This is a genomic window from Yersinia sp. IP36721 (assembly GCF_003634395.1).
Taxonomy (GTDB): Bacteria; Pseudomonadota; Gammaproteobacteria; order Enterobacterales; family Enterobacteriaceae; genus Yersinia; species Yersinia entomophaga.
The window spans coordinates 107727-124941 of the sequence record NZ_QCZL01000003.1 but is presented as its reverse complement, the minus strand read 5'-3'; the positions used below and the strand labels follow the sequence as shown (position 1 = coordinate 124941).

Sequence of the window (17215 nt, the reverse complement as noted above, 5' to 3'; positions counted from 1 at the left end):
AGCAAAAAAAGCATCAATTGGATCGATCAGATCAGTTTCCCGGGGATGATGATCTGCTGAATAGCGAGGCCATTATTTAACTGTCCGAGCAGTTGCTGAGCCGCTTGAACGCCCGCACTACCATAACCTAATTCAACAGAAAATGAGTTAGGAAACAGGAAGTTAAGCAAAGGCGCGTTACCGATTCCGCACACCTGAATATGCTGTTTCCCCTGCTGTTGCAGGTACTTACTGACGCCTAAAGCGATGGTATCCGAAGCACAAACCAGCGCAGACGTGTCGGGTTTGATCACCTGAGCTGCCTGCTGAAAACCACTTTGATAGCTGAGCTCACCTAACGTCACCGTTGGGGTCAATCCATGGCGCTGGCAGTAGTTCAAATAGGATTGATGGCGACGCATACCGGTGGTGGCATCAGAGGGTTGTACGCCGATATAGCTAATGTGCTGGTGACCGGCTTTGCGCAGTTTGTCCATCAATAACGTCACCGCACCATCATCGTCATAACAAACCGAAGAAAAACCGGGATATTCACGTGCTAGCACCACCATTTTATCCTGCCACGGCGCAAGCATTTCAGCGGTCAAGCCGGTAAAACCAAATACAATCACACCGTCAACGTTACGCTGGCGCAAAATATTCAGGTGCTCCGTAACCAGCTCTGCATCAAACTGGCTTTCCATCAAGATAGGATCATAGCCCTGCTGATAAAATAGCGGCAACATGGTTCGTACCGCCTGATTCTCAGAAGCAGAATCCAGACGCGAAACAATAATCCCTACCACTTTATCGCTCTGACCGCGCATTGCCCGCGCTGATTTAGATGGCGTAAACCCTTGTTGACGGATAACCGCCTCCACCCGCTCACGGGTTTGCGGGCTAACGCTGCCTTCATTATTCAATACACGCGATACCGTGGATTTCCCCACGCCGCTCATACGGGCAATATCTTTGATCGTCAGACGGTTTTGCATGGTTTACCTAAGGTTTAGGTTAAAAAGTATAAACTGGACTAATTATTTATCTTTACCCTGATAATAGAAAGGTTATCCCGCCTATAATCAAAAGTATGACTCATGATATACCCAATAAATTTTGAGCCACACTCAGGCCCCAATAGCGGGAATCCCTGAAAGCTTAGCCCATTAAATCGATGGGTTAAGTAAAAATAGCCAACGGCGCTATGGATCAAAAAGTGAAAGGTATCATGCCGTTAGATACACAGATTTCCTACCTTTACGCGGAGTGATTCTGTAAAGGTTTTTGTCACCGGGTGGATGTCGCCTAGCGCCTACCCTATCTTTTGTCTTACCGGAGGTTAATTACCCAGTGGACCCCGTTCCCCAATCGGCCCCCTACGGGTGGCTCTGGTAAGGTGATGCTCCGTTTTCGCTGCTGCCTTACCAGAAACAATCTGGTAGGCAGTAACGTGTCATAGATTCGCTCGTTCCTGCTTAGCAATATTTTTGCCATTACCACGGCAGTTTTGTCGTGGATGTAATCAGGTTCAGCATAATGAAAGTGAAAAACCTCGCCCGGCAAATGCTTAACGCATTGAGCCGCAGTCTGCCACGCCGCCTTATCCGCCGCGAAGCGATGCTGGACGGCTTGCCGCAAAAAGGTGTGGCCAAAGAACTTCCCGCAGAACTGGCGCAGCAACGCCTGCACTGTGCCAATGAAACGCCGCAGCAGCTCTATGACCGTTTTAGCAGTCATCCGGAGGGGCTGACAGAGCCGGAAGCCAACGCCATTCGCCAACGCCTTGGCGATAATACCATTGAAAATCAGCAAGCTGTGCCTTGGTGGTTACATCTGTGGCACTGTTATCGCAATCCTTTTAATCTGCTGTTAACGCTGCTAGCGCTGATTTCCTACGCAACCGAAGATCTGACCGCCGCGTTGGTCATCGGCGCTATGGTGCTGATTTCCACTCTGATGCATTTTATTCAGGAAGCCCGCTCCAATCAGGCCGCCGACGCCTTGAAAGCCATGGTTAGCAATACCGCTACGGTGATTCGCAGCGATGCCCATACCGGGAAAAGCGAGCATCGGGAAATCCCTATTTCCCAATTGGTTACCGGCGATATCATCAAACTCTCAGCAGGAGATATGATCCCGGCGGATCTGCGTATTTTGCTCGCCAAAGATCTTTTTATCAGCCAGGCTGCGCTGACAGGCGAATCCTTGCCGGTAGAAAAAATCGCTACCAGCCGTTATCCCGATGAATCTAACCCATTAGAACGAGATACCCTGTGCTTTATGGGAACCAATGTGGTCAGCGGATCGGCGCTGGCTATCGTTATCGGCACCGGTAATCAGACTTATTTCGGTCAGTTGGCCGAACGTGTCACTCATCAGGATGAGCAGCCAAATGCCTTTCAAAGCGGCATCAGTAAAGTCAGTTGGCTGCTAATTCGTTTTATGCTGGTGATGACGCCTATTGTTTTACTGATCAATGGCTTCACCAAAGGCGATTGGTGGGAGGCGGCACTCTTTGCCCTTTCGGTAGCCGTCGGTTTAACGCCGGAAATGCTGCCGATGATCGTGACGTCCACTCTGGCTAGAGGTGCGGTGAAATTGTCGCAGCAAAAGGTCATTGTGAAACGTTTGGATGCGATTCAAAACTTTGGCGCGATGGATATTTTGTGTACCGATAAAACCGGTACGCTAACGCAGGATAAAATCGTACTGGAAAGCCATACCGACGTCTTTGGCGCCAACAGCGAACGTGTGCTGCATTATGCTTGGCTGAATAGCTATCACCAGACCGGTCTGAAAAACCTACTGGATGTCGCGGTTCTTAGCGCAATGGCGGAATCTGCCTCCACCAAAGCGCTGCTCGATTACCGTAAAGTAGACGAAATTCCCTTTGATTTTGAACGCCGCCGCATGTCGGTGGTAGTGGCCATTCAAGCCGATTATCACGAACTGATTTGCAAAGGTGCGCTGGAAGAAATGCTCACCATCTGTAGCCATGTTCGTCAGGGCAATGAAGTTATTCCTTTGACCGAAATGCTGCTGACTCGTATTCGCCGCATTACCGATGAGTTAAATCAACAGGGGCTGCGAGTTGTCGCCGTGGCCAATAAAATCTTACCGGCGAATCATCTGGACTATGGCGTAGCCGATGAGTCCGACCTGATTCTGGAGGGTTACATTGCCTTCCTCGATCCACCGAAAGAAAGCACTGAACCCGCTCTGCGGGCGCTGAAACAAAACGGCGTGACCGTCAAAATTCTTACCGGTGATAACGAGCTGGTTGCGCGAAAAGTCTGTAAAGAAGTCGGGCTTTCCGTCGTTCAAGTACTGCTTGGTAGCGATATTGAGCAAATGAGCGACGAGGAACTGACCGCCGCCGCCCACGCTACTACGGTATTTGCCAAGCTGACACCACTACACAAAGAACGTATCGTGCAAATTCTCCGTAATGCAGGTCATGTCGTTGGCTTTATGGGCGATGGTATCAATGATGCGCCAGCTTTACGGGCGGCTGACATAGGAATTTCCGTGGATTCTGCGGTAGATATCGCCAAAGAAGCGGCGGATATTATCCTGTTGGAAAAAAGTCTGATGGTATTGGAGCAAGGGGTCATTGAAGGCCGCCGCACCTTTGCCAATATGCTGAAATACATCAAAATGACTGCCAGTTCCAACTTCGGTAACGTATTCAGCGTGCTGATTGCCAGCGCCTTTTTACCTTTCCTACCGATGTTGCCGCTGCATCTGCTGGTGCAAAACCTGATGTATGATATTTCGCAAATTGCGATTCCATTTGATAACGTCGATGAAGATCAGTTGACCAAACCACAACGCTGGAACGCCGGCGATTTGGGGCGTTTTATGGTGTTCTTTGGCCCGATAAGTTCGATATTCGACGTGCTGACTTTTTCTCTGATGTGGTGGGTATTTAAGGCCAACACGCCAGAAATGCAGACTTTATTCCAGTCCGGTTGGTTTGTAGAAGGTTTGCTGTCCCAAACGCTGATTGTGCACATGATTCGCACCAAAAAGATTCCGTTTATTCAAAGTCGCGCTTCATGGCCTCTGTGTTTAATGACGCTGGCAGTGGTCGTGGTGGGTATCGGTTTAACCTTCTCTCCGCTGGCTGGTTTCCTACAGTTGCAGGCTCTGCCGCTCAGCTATTTCCCATGGCTGATTGTGATTCTGACCGGTTATATGATAACAACGCAGTTGGTAAAAGGCTGGTTTGTCCGCCGCTACGGCTGGCAATAACGGTCAGATAGCCAGTATCCCAAACAGATAGCAGGAGGTTGAATATCCTCCTGCTTTTATTCTGGCAACATGATATGGGGTATTAAAAAATGGCTACGCTCTCTTATTTTCGGGATTAGATGCGCCCTAAACAATCGATCGCAATGCCTTTAAAACTTTCAAAGTTCTGGCTACTGAGCAGACGGCTCATTGAGCGTTCACGGACAAAGGTAACAAACAGATCGTAGATAGCCATCGCTTCTTCATAATCACTTTTACTGATTGCCAGCAGGAAAATAACGTAGGCCGTTTCCCCTTCCCCCCACGCAATTCCTTGCGGAGCCAAAAGCGTTACCACCACGGTCTTTTTAGCCAACAGGCCAAGGGAGTGAGATAAAGCGATTCCTTCCCCCAGCATGGTGGAAACGATAGCTTCCCGCTCGACTACCGAAGGGTAAAAATCCGCATCGACGAAACCTTCAAGCTCTAGTTGCTGGCAAACTTTGCTGAACAACTGCGCCTGAGTCAGCGGTTCATTAACCCGCACAAAATGGTTTTCATCAAAGAACTTTTCCAACATATAAGGCCGGGTGCGATCGACTAAAACCAGTTTTCCTAATTGCTCCAGCTGATATTCCGTTGGAAAAGGCGACATCACCACTACCGGCCTATTTTTTTCCGTTAAACGCGCATTGGAGATAATAAAATCTTCGGCAATAGTCGCTATATTTTCATATTCCCGTAGAGATACCGTCCTGGTTACCACGATTTGAGGATACTTGCGGGAAATTTGCGCCTGAATCATACGAATCGTCGAATTTCCAGTATCACACACCAGCATGACCTGCGGATGACGCTCATAACCAATATTATAATGCCGCTCTAACCCTACCCCGATATGCAGTACTAAATAGCCAATTTCATTTTCACTCAGGCTGTAAGGGGAATACTTCCCCCAACTGGAAACCGCAGCCAGCGTTACATCATAGGCCATTGGGTAATGCTGTTTGATATTAGATAACAGTGGATTAGGGATAGTGATCTGATACTTAACCCGCGTAATCATCGTCTTGATATGGGTCAGCAAATCGATGCGTAATTGCTTATCATCCTGCAAATTATAGTTATAGTGAGAGTTAATATACGAAAGGATGTAATCCACCAGCGTTTCTTCATCGTCCGCGTTTATTTCGCTGGGCTGGCTGGTACTAGGCTCGCTGATTTCCATCCGCCGTGCGGCAATATTCACCCGAAGATAAGCCTCTTCTGCCGCTGAAATCTCTTTGCCAGCCAATAGCTGTAACTCATTGGCCAAACGTCCGGAAGCCAGTTTTACCGCTTCATCTACATCTTCAGCATCAAAATCAGATAGCGGATAGCCTTCAGCGATACGTTTTACCGCCACCGCACAGTAAAAAATCAGGTACTGCTCACCTTCATCAGACAATCGCACGGCGTATTGAGACAATAATTGGTGCAATAAATCGGTCAGCGCCGGCATCGCCGCATTGCTAAGAAAAACATTTTTTAACAGTGGGTTGTCGCTGTCCTGAACATGCAGCTGAAACAGTAAATCGGTCAGGCAGGAACGAATGGCTAGCTCGGTGCCAAACAGCTTCATACCATAGCGAGGCTTAGCCTCTATGGTCAGATGGTAACTTCCCAGACGCTCTCTCACCTCAGCCATATCGCTTTGCAGCGTACCACGGCTTACAAACCATTCATCAGCCAAATCCTCCAGCTTCAGTGCAAAGGCTGAGGTCAGAAAGCGAATGAGCAAATACTGAACCCGCTCGGCGGCGGTACGCGGCGTCAGGTTCGTCTTAGGCGTTTGCTGCTGCAATACCTGAAAACGTTCGGCATCATCGATCATTAATCGATAACCAAATCCCCGATTATGAATAAAACGCGCACCATAGTGCTCAAGAATATCGTTCAGCGCAGTAATATCAGCTCGTACCGTTCGGGTCGAAACGGCAAAGCGCTTTGCCAGTTCATCCTGCGGCAGAGTTTCAGATTGCAGCGCATCGAACATATAAGCCAAACGTTGATAAGGAAATCTCACTGCGCCTCTCCGCTGATGTAGGGCATTTCTGCCGAATACAGGCTGCTCCTATCGGGAGGAACAGCCTGCCAGTGCTACTCTTTTGCCAATGGCGTAAAAATCATTTGCGATGGACTACCTACCGGAATGTAACCAGGAATAAAGCTCAATTTTCCGCTGCTTTGATCCACCTTGAACCGGGTTATGTTATCGCTACGTTGATTCATTGCGTACAGGTAGTGACCACCGGGATCTAAAACCAACGTACGCGGGTAATCACCACGCGTCCATACCTCCTCAATGGCTTTGAGATCCCCCTCGCCATTTACTGCAAACTGCCCAATGCTGTTATGCAAACGGTTTGCCACGTAGAGGAAACGCCCATCTTTTGACAGTGTTAAACCCGCTGCAAAATTGGTTCCACGAAACGCTTTTGGTAGCGATGACACACTAACTACTTGTTCCAAAGTCCCTTTCTGAGTGTCCAGACGGTAACTGGTCAGCGTAGAGGCCTCTTCATTAATCAGAAATAGTACTTTTCCATTCGGATGGAAAACAAAATGACGTGGGCCAGCGCCCGCAGAAGATGCACTGATATAGGGCGGTTCATTGGGTGTTAATGCACCCGTTGTTGGATCAAAATGCCATTGATAGATCCGATCCAGACCCAGATCGGTGGAAAAAACAAACTTCCCGCTGGGATCGCAGGCGATCATATGAGCATGAGGGCCGTTATGATCGCTGGCGGCAAAACTACCTTCAACCGCAGCAGCCGGTTTAGCCGCTCCCGCTGGGCCTTCATCTTGATGAACAGAGCTGGCCGCCTCTATTTTTCCATCCGTAGCCAAAGGAAAAACCGCCACAGAACCACTGACATAGTTCGCCACAAATAAATGGCTCCCCGAAGGCGTCAGAGACAAATAAACCGGCCCCGCACCTTGCGCATCAACCTGATTTAACAGAGTTAAGCCGCCGTCTTGCGGATCGACACGGTAGGCTGCAATTGAACCGTGTTTACCGCCGTTGTAATCCGATACCTCACTGGCGACATACAGCGTCTTCCCCTGAGCGTCCGCCACTAACTGAGCCGGATTCGCCAGTTCACTAACCAGCGTTTTATTCTTTAATTCACCGGATGCAGGATCGAGCTGTAGTCGATAAACGCCTTGACCGTTCGGGTTATAGGTGCCGACATACGCAAATTGCTTCAAATTTTCCGCTCCGCTAGATTTTTCTGCCCCATAAGAAGATGGATGAAATCCTGCCAATAGAGCCAAAGAAAGGCCAACCGCAAGTAAACGCGGCGGAATGACATTAGACGCAGGGTATGTTTCAGAGAGGAATGGCCTGTTACGCATATTTTTCCCTTATCACTATGACGCGACCAGGGTATGGGTCTAGCTAACCTAACATCCAGATTTACAGGTAAAAACAGCCTACACCACACCCGATAAAGAATGAGGCATCTCAGCGATGCCCCTTCTGAAAGCTTATGCCACGATTCTTTTTACTATGTTCAGCAACGTGATAACGTCCTGCGGGCGTGTATCACCCGTTTCGCTATCGATAATTGAACTATAGATATGAGGAATAATTTTGCTGACTCCGGCATCGAGAGCGATCTGTAAAATTGTCTCAAAATTCTCCAGATCGATGCCGCCCGTCGGCTCCAGCCAAAAATCATGTTTGGCGCAGGCCTCGGCCACACAGCGGTATTCCTCAATGTGTTTTAACCCACCCATCGGGAAAAACTTAATCGAGCTGCCGCCCATATCTTTCAACATGGCAATGGCGGTTTCTACCGGAACAATCCCATCCGGCGCAGCGGCGCTCAGTGGGCCAGTGGATATCTTCACGTATCCCACTTTTCCAGTCGGTGAAATCAATCCATTCACTATGGTTTCCCACTGACCAAGCAGCGCCCGGCTTGGGCCTACGCCGGTAAATACCTGATTAACATGCTGTGGCTGCACCTGTTGAGCAATTAAACTCACCATAGCGGATTGATTTGGGTCCCCTGCGCCAAGCCCTACTGACAGCGCATTGTCTATCCGTTCAGCATATTCGCGCATATCGCTGACCGCACTTTCAACGTCCGGATAGTTTTTAGATAAAACACCAACCAAAACATGACCTTCAGCCGCCTGCCAAATAGCCTGCGCGTTGGATTTGGAACCCGCTAGCACATTGAGGCAAACTCGATTTCGGTAATAATTAGGGGTCAATTTCATCGATTAATCTCCCTGAACCAAGCGTTGAATGCAGGTAGAAATGACCTCAAGCTGTGCTGACGTGACACTGCGCACGTCCACCTCAATCTTGCCTTCATTTGCTTTGTACGCGCGGAAATAAATCGCCGGATCGCCGTCCATCAAAGCTGCGACCAACTCTGGCGTTGAACGCCCAATTTTGACTTCGTCGAAGCTGATTTCGGTTCGGGCAATATCCCGACCGGCACTATCCCATACCACTTTGGCGGAGATACCTGGCAAAGCATTCAACTGACTGATAAATGGCGTCATTTTTTCAACCATTTGCTGGCCGGTGGTCTGTTCCTGTTGAATATAGCTCTCGATAGCCTGAGTCAGGCCAATAATGCTTTCCTTACCCACTTTCATCGCCCGACCAATACCATTCGACTGTAGCTTAACCCAATCTACGTAGGTCTTTTTGCCCAAGACTAACCCGCTCGTTGGCCCTTCAATTGCCTTCGCGCCACTATAAATCACTAAATCAGCGCCCATCTGATAGTAGCAGGCCAGATCTTCTTCGGCGGCCGCGTCTACAATCAGTGGCAGTTGGTGCTTACGCGCGACCACAACTGCCTGTTCAACTGACAAAATGCTTTTTTGTACGCAATGGTGGGATTTTATATACAAAATCGCCGCAGTATTCGGCGTGATCGCCGCTTCAAGCTGATCGGCAGAGCATTCATTGGCATAGCCCGCTTCCACCACTTTACCGCCACCGAGGGTCACCATCGTATCCACCGGGGCGCCGAAATTAACGTTGTGCCCTTTTGGCAACACGATCTCATGGGGGACTTGCAACACCGCAGCTTGCAGATTAACCAATAAATTGGCGTTATCTTTCACGATAACGGCAGCAACTGACTGCGCAATTCCTGCCGAAGCGCAGGAAACGACCACCGCACTTTCCACATTCAGTCGCTCTGCAATATAAGCACCGGTTTTATTCACCAGATCTTTAACTTCGAAGAAGTGATTTAGCCCGAATGCAACGGCTTCGACCACGTCCTGCCGCGGCGTAGAAACGCCCAAAATCGTCATCCGACCGGATGCATTAATCACGCTTTTTAGCTGGTACTTTTCATAGATCGAAGACATCGTGAGATTTCCCTTCGTCAGTTAACACCAAGTCACCGGCGACAACCGCAGCCAATGGCAGCAAATATTTCTCTCCGGTTACGGATTTACCTTCTGAATCGACAAATACTTGAGGCCGTTGTTTCACTTCGAATATAGTTAAATCGGCATCAAAGCCTGCGGCTAATACCCCTTTACCGGTCAAACGTAATGCCTGCGCGGCATTTTCTGTTACGCAGCGAATAACTTGTTCGAGGTTAAGACCAATGGTAAAGAATTTAGACATCACCTTTGCCAAGCTGTGCACCGGCCCGGTAATACGGTTGCGGCAGTAAATATCAGAACTGATGGTGTGAGGGTAAATTCCCTGTTTAATCGCCTGCTCAGCAACATCGAAACTAAAACTGGCGCTGCCGTGACCGACATCCAATAACACACCACGTTTTAATGCGCGTTGAATAGACTCCCGCAGCGTACCGGACGGGGTCAAAATACGGTTGGGTTTACCGTTATAGCAGTGGGTAATAATGTCCCCTTGGGTCAGCAAATCGGCAATTTCATCTAGATCCGGCGGATTATTGCCAATATGTACCATCAAAGGTAATTGGTTATTTTCTTGCTGGATTTCTTTGGCTCGAACCAAAGGCTTAATGCCGTTTTTCCCCACGACGCTACTGCTCATCCGAGCCTTAATCCCAATAATAAAGCCGGGATTGCGAGCGATTGCCTCGCTTACGCTGGATTTATCGATCTGCTCCATATCGGCTAATTCGTTTTGCGTCACAATGCCGGTTTTAGCGATATTTAAAAACGCGTAAACCTGTGTTTTCGCCGCTCGCGTCAAGGTATAAAAATCATCCACGTCATTGGCACCGGTACTCCCCGCGTCAATAACCGTAGTCACGCCGCTGGCCACGCCAATTAAATCCGCATCATCATGATAAATTGGCGAAGCTGGGTAGCAATGAACGTGTGAATCAATCCAGCCTGCGCTGACAAAGTACTGCCCCGCCAAATCTATGGTTGCCTTGGCAGAAAGAAAGTCGATAGGATTTTCATTACAGAGTGAAACTGAAGTAATCTTGCCGTCATCAATAACGATATCGACCTGATGCCCTTCAACCAACCTTGCCCGTTTGATAATAAAGTCATGCATTATCTTTATTCTCCGTTAAATATCCGGGTAACAAGATGTGAGTGGCTAAATGATGATGGGGCAAAATTGATCATTTAATTTCGCCCCGTAATATCAAGAAATAGCGACCGGGAATAGAGAACCTAAAATCATCGCGCCTAAAATCGCACCACCGGTAATTGGCTTGCTCCATAAATAGAACAATAATGCGCCAGCCAAAGAACCAATACCGATAGGAATAGAAGCTGCCATTGCAGAAAGAATAATCAAGGGTCCAAGAAAACGTCCGGATGAATTACCTGCGCCCATCATGACATCCGCGCCGTAAGTTGAATCACTCTGATTAATGGTGAATTTTCTAGCCAGAATAATAAGATAACCGATAGCAATGCCAATAACTAACCCAGTGACCAGTGAAGCTGCAAAATTGGCTACGGGGAAAACAAATCCAGCGCCCAATAATAATGCAGGAACCCCCAAACCTACTCCGGTTTGAATCGCCCCACCAATATCCAGAATACCTACCAGCGAGCCTTCGATAATGCGTGCGAATAAGAAGCTGGCACCGAATGCTGCTACTGCACCATAAACGCCGGTATCCATACCTGCTCGCAACATGGAAACGAAAGCCACTTCGTTAAATGCGCCAATCCCATAGAGATAATACATATGGGTACCAGCAAAAACGCCGGAATATAATACGCCAACAAATATCGGGAATGACCAGTCGGCATACCAAAAACCGTCTTTGGTTTGTTCATCCATCATCAAGCTCCTGTAGAAATGTTATTTACCGCTTAATGCGTTATGAATGCTGTCGAGCCAGACTGGAACGCCCAGACTGAATGACTCCAGGAATTTCATGTCAAAGCCACGGAAGAAACCGCTCAAAACAAACAGTAAGACAATAACTGCCATCATGATTTTTGTGACTTTATTCCAACCGCTTTCTTCTACGCCTTTACCGATTAAAATACCCAGAACCAGACCTGGAACAGCGTTCCCCATAATTAACTGAGCCAGACCGCCAAAAATAGTGGCCCAGAAACCGGAACGACGACCGGCATCAATAGCCGCCAGCCAGAAAATAACCGGCATCACGGTATTCACCAGAATATTAGCCGCCGGTACCAATACTTTAATTGCGGTAACCTGCAATGCTTCCGGTACAGCCGAAGCGGTGGTATTTAAGAAGCTAACAACGATAACGCCAATAATGCCGCAGGCAATCGCCATTTTTTTCGGGTTATGCATGGTCTCGGCCACATTGCGATTTTTAATCATCAATGCTGCTGCACCCCAGTTAGGAATAATGCGATGGTCAACATCTTGCGTAAACGCACCCGCCGCAACGGAAGACGCCCATGCGTTAAAGAAGAAGCCCAAACCAAAGGAGAAATGCGAGGCTGGATCGCCTTCACAAGAGTTCAGTTCACCCAAGGTACGAAATGCGCCCATGCCCTGAACCGTAGGCGCATGAAACATTCGCGCTGCACCGGCACCGACGCCGACACCAACCAGTCCGCCGATGATAATCGACTTAAAAAGAATGATTAAAAACATCAGTATATCCTTTCATTTATAGCCAACGTTTTTATTTAGAGACGAAAACAACCTTATCTGTATTAATGATTGTTACGCTCACGGTAATATCTAAGGCTACGGTATAAGTCCTCTTTTCGCGGGGAAGAAAGAAGAACAGAAATTTCTCTTTTTTTACCGACTCTTCCGCGCTTAATACCTTCACGTCCTGGGGTTCAATGCGTAATAAGATATTTTGTGTCGACTTCAATACCGTATTCTGGACATGACCTAATGCGCTGGCGAAAGCCTTAGCTTTAGTATCCCCTTTCCCTTTGACCTTAACCTGGGTGGTATATTGTTCTTTCATTACGGATTGCCATGTTTCTTAATATAAGCTTCAACCAGTTTCTGACCGAGTTCTTCTTTATCCATAAAACCAAAACCTAATACTTTACAACCTTCATTTATTGCCGTTACGCCCTCTTCAATAGAGCGCATTCCGTATTTCGCTTTATAGCCATATTTAGTTTGTGCCGTAATAGCGCCTGCGCCACCGCTGCCGCAAAATGAAATACCGAGGGCAGCCTGTTCTTTATTCATCACATCGCCCAATTTCATATCTGCGGCAACGCCAGGAATCACAATAGATTTTGCCCCGGCCAACTCAATACCCTGACCGACTTTCTGACCTTTACCCAAACGGTCGCCAATCACAACGGTAATTTGACTCATAATTTTTTCTCCAAGGCTGAATTTATGAATTATTATCTTTGGCTACTTCAAAATGCACGGACAATAAATAGGCTTCCTCAATGGGCAAATTCCCCAATGAATCGACTACTTGCTGAGCCATTCTCATTGAATCTGCTGATATTTCGTCAAATAATGACTTATCCACTTCCGGCAGTGGTTCACCAGTAATAGAGCGCAGCACCATAGCCCGAATATGTGAGGTCAACATCTGCTGCTGAACATCATTGGTATAAATATTCTCGGCATTCAGCATGGCCATTATATCCGCCAATAACCATTGAGTTTTCTCAATGCCATCATCGACATCGAGTTTATTCTCAGTATTTACAGATACGGCTCCATCATTCACGCTAGCGTTCCTCTGTACTGTGCTGATTTATTTTCTGACTGCAAAGAAAAGTTCATGGCGTTAAATCTTATTCCTTTCCTTTACGCTATAGCCTTACCCTACCCCTAAGCGTAAAAAGTATGTAGCCTGTTTTTTTCCAGTTCGAAGTGGAAATAAAGTGAGCAATATTGATCCAATTCGCAAAATCCGCGGTACTGGGCCTTCCCAGTGAATTTTCACTTTTTTAAAGCTAGCGCTATCCATAAATGTTTATAAACGATAAAACAGAAAAAAACGCCGAAGAAATAACAGGCAAATATCATGCAAAATCTTAGAACTTGCGATGATTCAGCTATTTTATAAGAAGATGAAATAGGGAAAACAGGGTAAGAGAATAAATATCCTTATTTTATTTCAGCATAAAAAATGGCAATTATGGAAAATAACGAGATCAAGATCACCTTTTATCAAAAGATAAAGCAAGAAAAGCTTCGTGATCCGGATCTCTTTCTTTTCTCGCCAGAAGCGCCTAGTATCAGACTAATAATCTGATATTTTCTAACACCCCCTCTCCTATGGCGCGGGGGTGTTGTTTTTATGTTTTCTGTACTTGAATTGGAGAGTGGTATGACCAAGCCAACCATCACGATTAACGAGCTGGACGCCGAACGTTTGGATGCGTTGTTGGCACAACCTGCTTTTGCTGACACAGCGATTGCCGATGCACTGAATGAAGAGCTGGATCGCGCTGACATTCTGCCTCCGTCAGAAATACCTGCTGACGTAGTCACCATGAATAGCCGGGTTCGTTTTCGTGATTTGAATAATCAGGAAGAGCATATTCGCACGCTGGTCTACCCCGCATCGCTGAAAGATAGTAACGAACAAATCTCGGTTATGGCTCCGCTCGGCGCCGCATTACTGGGATTACATGTTGATAATGAGATTAACTGGAAACTGCCGGGTGGGGATGAAGCCCGCATTAAGGTATTAGAACTGCTGTATCAACCAGAAGCCGCCGGTGAATATCACCGTTAATACCTTCGCGTTTTAGCGATGAAGGGTGGTAGATCGTCGATCTCTCACCCTTTTATGCATCAAGTGTTAAATCCATTTACTTCTCAATACTCTTTATTCCTTAAGCGCACTCATTATTTAGCCTGACTCATTCTTTCAAGCTATAGCATCTTAACGGTATTTTTTATGGTAAGTGTTGCGGGTGTCTTTGAATTCCTGCGCCACCTTTCGCGCCTCTTCCAGCTTGCCTTGATCGGCTAAAGCCAGAGATTGATCGATTTGACCGATCAGTATGGTTAATCCATGACGATAATCTTGTACTTCTGCGCTATCTGGCGCCTTGCCCTTTAATTTAGGCGGAATGCCTTTCTGCGCATCCAACGCCGCGCTGCGCATCCCCTGTAGGCCTTGTTTGAAGCTTTCCAGCGAATCGGTTTTCAGAACCGCACTGTAATTGCTCGCAATGGTATCCATATCTTCCGCAATATCATTTGCCATTGCCAAAGTGCTAGCGCTTAGCAGTATGGCGGCCACTAACACTTTTATTTTCTGACTCATGCTCACGCTCCTTATAATTATTGTTAATAGTTTGTATCACTCATAACATAGGTGGCTAGCAGGGAAACAGGCAATAGAATTTTTGTAAAACACTGAAAATTTAATGGTAGCAGCAATGAGACATAAAAATGGCCGAGGGCATTAGCCATCGACCATTTTACTACAGATTTTTATGCCACAATATTTGAACCCATTCCCGCTAATCGAGCGTGATTAACGAAAAAATCCAAAGGATTATTCACCAGCAATTTTCATTTCTGGAAGTAATATTGAACCGCACTGAATATTACTGCGTGTTTCAATATCACTGCCTGCGCTAACCATATTGCGCAGCATGTCTTTAAGATTACCTGCAATGGTAATTTCACTGACCGGATACTGAATTTCACCGTTCTCCACCCAGAAACCGGCGGCACCGCGAGAATAATCACCGGTTACGGTGCTTACGCCCTGACCCATCAGTTCCGTTACTACCAGGCCTCTGCCCATCTTCTTAAGCATTCCGGCGAAATCCAGCCCTTGCCCAGCAATACGCCAGTTATGGATTCCGCCAGCATGACCGGTGCTTTTCAGACCCAGTTTACGCGCCGAATAGCTGGTAAGCAGGTAGGTTTGCAGAACGCCGTCTTTCACAATTTCGCGACGCTGGGTACGTACCCCTTCGCTATCAAAAGGCGTAGAAGCCAACCCGCCCAACAGGTGCGGATGCTCTTCGATGGTCAGCCATTCAGGCAAAATCTGTTTGCCGAGATGATCGAGCAAAAAGGTAGATTTGCGATATATATTCCCGCCGCTAATGGCTGAAACCAAATGCCCAAACAGGCCGGTAGCGACTTCTGCAGCAAATAACACCGGAGCCTTCATAGTTGGCAGTTTACGCGGTGACAGGCGAGACAGGGTGCGACGAGCGCACTCTGCGCCGACCCACTCTGGGCTGGCCAGATCTTCCAACCGGCGGCTGATGCTGTAAGCGTAATCACGCTCCATATCACCGTCAAACTCTGCAATCACGCTACTGGATATCGAATGGCGACTTGAGCAATAACTTTTCAGCATACCGTGGCTGTTTCCGAAAACCTTGATGCCATAGTGACTGTTAAAACTACCGCCTTCGGTATTGGTAATGCGCTTATCGGCCTTTAATGCCGCCTGCTCGGCTCTAGCTGCCAGTTGAATGCCGCGATCGGCGTCCAACTCCGCGGGATGGAACAGATCCAACTCCGGCGCATCAAACGCCAGCAAGGATTTATCTGCCGGGCCTGCATAAGGATCCGGCGAAGTATAGCGAGCGATATCCAACGCAGCCTGGACGGTGCGGGCCACTGCGTCTGGATTCAAATCAGTGGTGGACGCGCTGCCTTTCCGCTGCTGGTGATAAACGGTAATCCCCAGCGCACCATCGCTGTTGAACTCCACGTTTTCCACCTCGCCAAAGCGGGTGCTGACGCTAATACCCGTAGTTTTAGTAACGGCGACTTCGGCCGCATCCGAACTGGCGCGAGCCAGTTCCAAAGCTTGTGCAACAGCTTGTTCCAGCGTTTTACGCTGTTCTGCAACTTGAGTGACTACTTTCATCGATCTGCCATAATTAATGAGATAATCGTTCAGGAAAGTGCCGTGACGGCGTAGTAATACGACGATTTACACGGATAAAATGTAGAGCGCCATGGCTTTGAGTCTAACAGGATCTGCGTACAATTTCGCAGAAAGCCAACAACCTGATAGGATTAGCCTCTTTTTAAGGAATGACACCATGAACAAACAGCCCGAAGACTGGCTAGACGAAGTCCCAGAAGATAAAAATGAAGATGATGATGAGATTATCTGGGTCAGTAAAAGTGAAATTAAACGCGATGCCGAAGCGCTGAAAGATCTGGGCACCGAGCTGGTAGAGCTGGGCAAAAACGCGCTGGAAAAAATCCCGCTGGACGAAGATCTGCTGGCTGCCATTGAACTGGCGCAGAAGATCAAAAAAGAAGGCCGTCGCCGCCAGATCCAATTGATCGGTAAAATGCTGCGCGCCCGTGATGTTGAACCCATTCAGATCGCACTGGATAAGTTAAAAAACCGCCATAATCAGCAGGTTTCGCTGTTCCATAAACTGGAAGTGCTGCGCGACCGATTGGTAGAGGAAGGTGATGACGCGGTGCCTACCGTGTTGGATCTGTATCCCGATGCCGATCGCCAGCAACTGCGTAGTTTGATCCGTAATGCCCAGAAAGAAAAGGCAGCCAACAAGCCGCCAAAAGCATTCCGTCAAATCTTCCAGTACCTGCGTGAACTTTCCGAGAAGCAGCTATGATCGGACGGAGCCGGGA

General features: G+C 47.7%; 16 protein-coding genes. 3 read left to right on the top strand and 13 right to left on the bottom strand.

The genetic code is table 11. The features are described from left to right. Positions 1–26 precede the first annotated feature (26 nt). Complete coding sequence (gene treR / locus DBA33_RS04275) at positions 27–974, bottom strand: trehalose operon repressor TreR (protein WP_064515381.1); 948 nt, start codon at positions 972–974, stop codon at positions 27–29. Between the two features lie 541 nt (positions 975–1515). Between treR and mgtA the strand changes: the two genes are divergently transcribed. Continuing rightward, the gene (mgtA, locus tag DBA33_RS04270) at positions 1516–4233 is read left to right on the top strand and encodes a magnesium-translocating P-type ATPase (protein WP_120805663.1); all 2718 of its coding nucleotides are present in this window, start codon (positions 1516–1518) and stop codon (positions 4231–4233) included. A 115-nt stretch (positions 4234–4348) separates the two neighbouring features. On the opposite strand, the gene DBA33_RS04265 is transcribed toward mgtA, so the two are convergent. From DBA33_RS04265 to DBA33_RS04220, 10 genes are all read right to left on the bottom strand, one after another. Beyond that, positions 4349–6277, bottom strand: a complete 1929-nt coding sequence (locus tag DBA33_RS04265; RefSeq protein ID WP_120805661.1) for a PRD domain-containing protein — start codon at positions 6275–6277, stop codon at positions 4349–4351. A 74-nt stretch (positions 6278–6351) separates the two neighbouring features. Continuing rightward, on the bottom strand, positions 6352–7614 hold the full coding sequence (locus DBA33_RS04260; protein WP_120805659.1) for a lactonase family protein: 1263 nt from the start codon (positions 7612–7614) through the stop codon (positions 6352–6354). A 132-nt stretch (positions 7615–7746) separates the two neighbouring features. Then, entirely contained in the window at positions 7747–8487 is a 741-nt protein-coding gene (locus DBA33_RS04255; RefSeq protein WP_064515387.1) for a KDGP aldolase family protein, read from the bottom strand. Positions 8488–8490: 3 nt separating this feature from the next. Further along, positions 8491–9603 carry a DgaE family pyridoxal phosphate-dependent ammonia lyase gene (locus tag DBA33_RS04250; protein WP_120805657.1) on the bottom strand — a complete coding sequence of 371 codons (1113 nt, stop codon included), beginning with the start codon at positions 9601–9603 and terminating at the stop codon, positions 8491–8493. Further along, complete coding sequence (locus DBA33_RS04245) at positions 9587–10738, bottom strand: amidohydrolase/deacetylase family metallohydrolase (RefSeq protein ID WP_120805655.1); 1152 nt, start codon at positions 10736–10738, stop codon at positions 9587–9589. Before DBA33_RS04245 ends, DBA33_RS04250 begins: the two co-directional genes overlap by 17 nt. A 93-nt stretch (positions 10739–10831) precedes the next feature. Further along, complete coding sequence (locus DBA33_RS04240; protein WP_162975162.1) at positions 10832–11482, bottom strand: DUF4310 family protein; 651 nt, start codon at positions 11480–11482, stop codon at positions 10832–10834. A 21-nt stretch (positions 11483–11503) separates the two neighbouring features. Then, positions 11504–12280, bottom strand: coding sequence for a DUF4311 domain-containing protein (locus tag DBA33_RS04235; RefSeq protein ID WP_049597934.1), 777 nt, complete (start codon positions 12278–12280; stop codon positions 11504–11506). 31 nt (positions 12281–12311) lie between these two features. Further along, positions 12312–12608: a DUF4312 family protein gene (locus DBA33_RS04230; protein ID WP_064515394.1), complete on the bottom strand. Its 297-nt coding sequence runs from the start codon at positions 12606–12608 to the stop codon at positions 12312–12314. Beyond that, positions 12608–12973, bottom strand: coding sequence for a glycine-rich SFCGS family protein (locus DBA33_RS04225; RefSeq protein ID WP_120805650.1), 366 nt, complete (start codon positions 12971–12973; stop codon positions 12608–12610). The genes DBA33_RS04230 and DBA33_RS04225 overlap by 1 nt, the downstream gene beginning before the upstream one ends. 22 nt (positions 12974–12995) lie before the next feature. Further along, positions 12996–13343 carry a PRD domain-containing protein gene (locus DBA33_RS04220; RefSeq protein ID WP_064515398.1) on the bottom strand — a complete coding sequence of 116 codons (348 nt, stop codon included), beginning with the start codon at positions 13341–13343 and terminating at the stop codon, positions 12996–12998. A gap of 606 nt (positions 13344–13949) precedes the next feature. On the opposite strand from DBA33_RS04220, the gene rnk reads away from it, so the two are divergent. After that, positions 13950–14360 carry a nucleoside diphosphate kinase regulator gene (rnk, locus tag DBA33_RS04215; RefSeq protein ID WP_064515400.1) on the top strand — a complete coding sequence of 137 codons (411 nt, stop codon included), beginning with the start codon at positions 13950–13952 and terminating at the stop codon, positions 14358–14360. Positions 14361–14510: 150 nt separating this feature from the next. Here the strand turns inward: rnk and cybC are convergent, their stop codons facing one another. After that, positions 14511–14897, bottom strand: coding sequence for a cytochrome b562 (cybC, locus tag DBA33_RS04210; protein WP_064515402.1), 387 nt, complete (start codon positions 14895–14897; stop codon positions 14511–14513). Positions 14898–15131: 234 nt separating this feature from the next. Continuing rightward, a complete protein-coding gene (pmbA, locus tag DBA33_RS04205; RefSeq protein WP_064515403.1) occupies positions 15132–16472 on the bottom strand; it encodes a metalloprotease PmbA in 1341 nt (446 codons plus the stop codon). A gap of 178 nt (positions 16473–16650) precedes the next feature. Here pmbA and yjgA point away from each other — a divergent pair, with 178 nt between their 5' ends. Continuing rightward, the gene (yjgA, locus tag DBA33_RS04200; protein WP_064515405.1) at positions 16651–17199 is read left to right on the top strand and encodes a ribosome biogenesis factor YjgA; all 549 of its coding nucleotides are present in this window, start codon (positions 16651–16653) and stop codon (positions 17197–17199) included. The last annotated feature ends 16 nt before the right edge of the window (positions 17200–17215 follow it).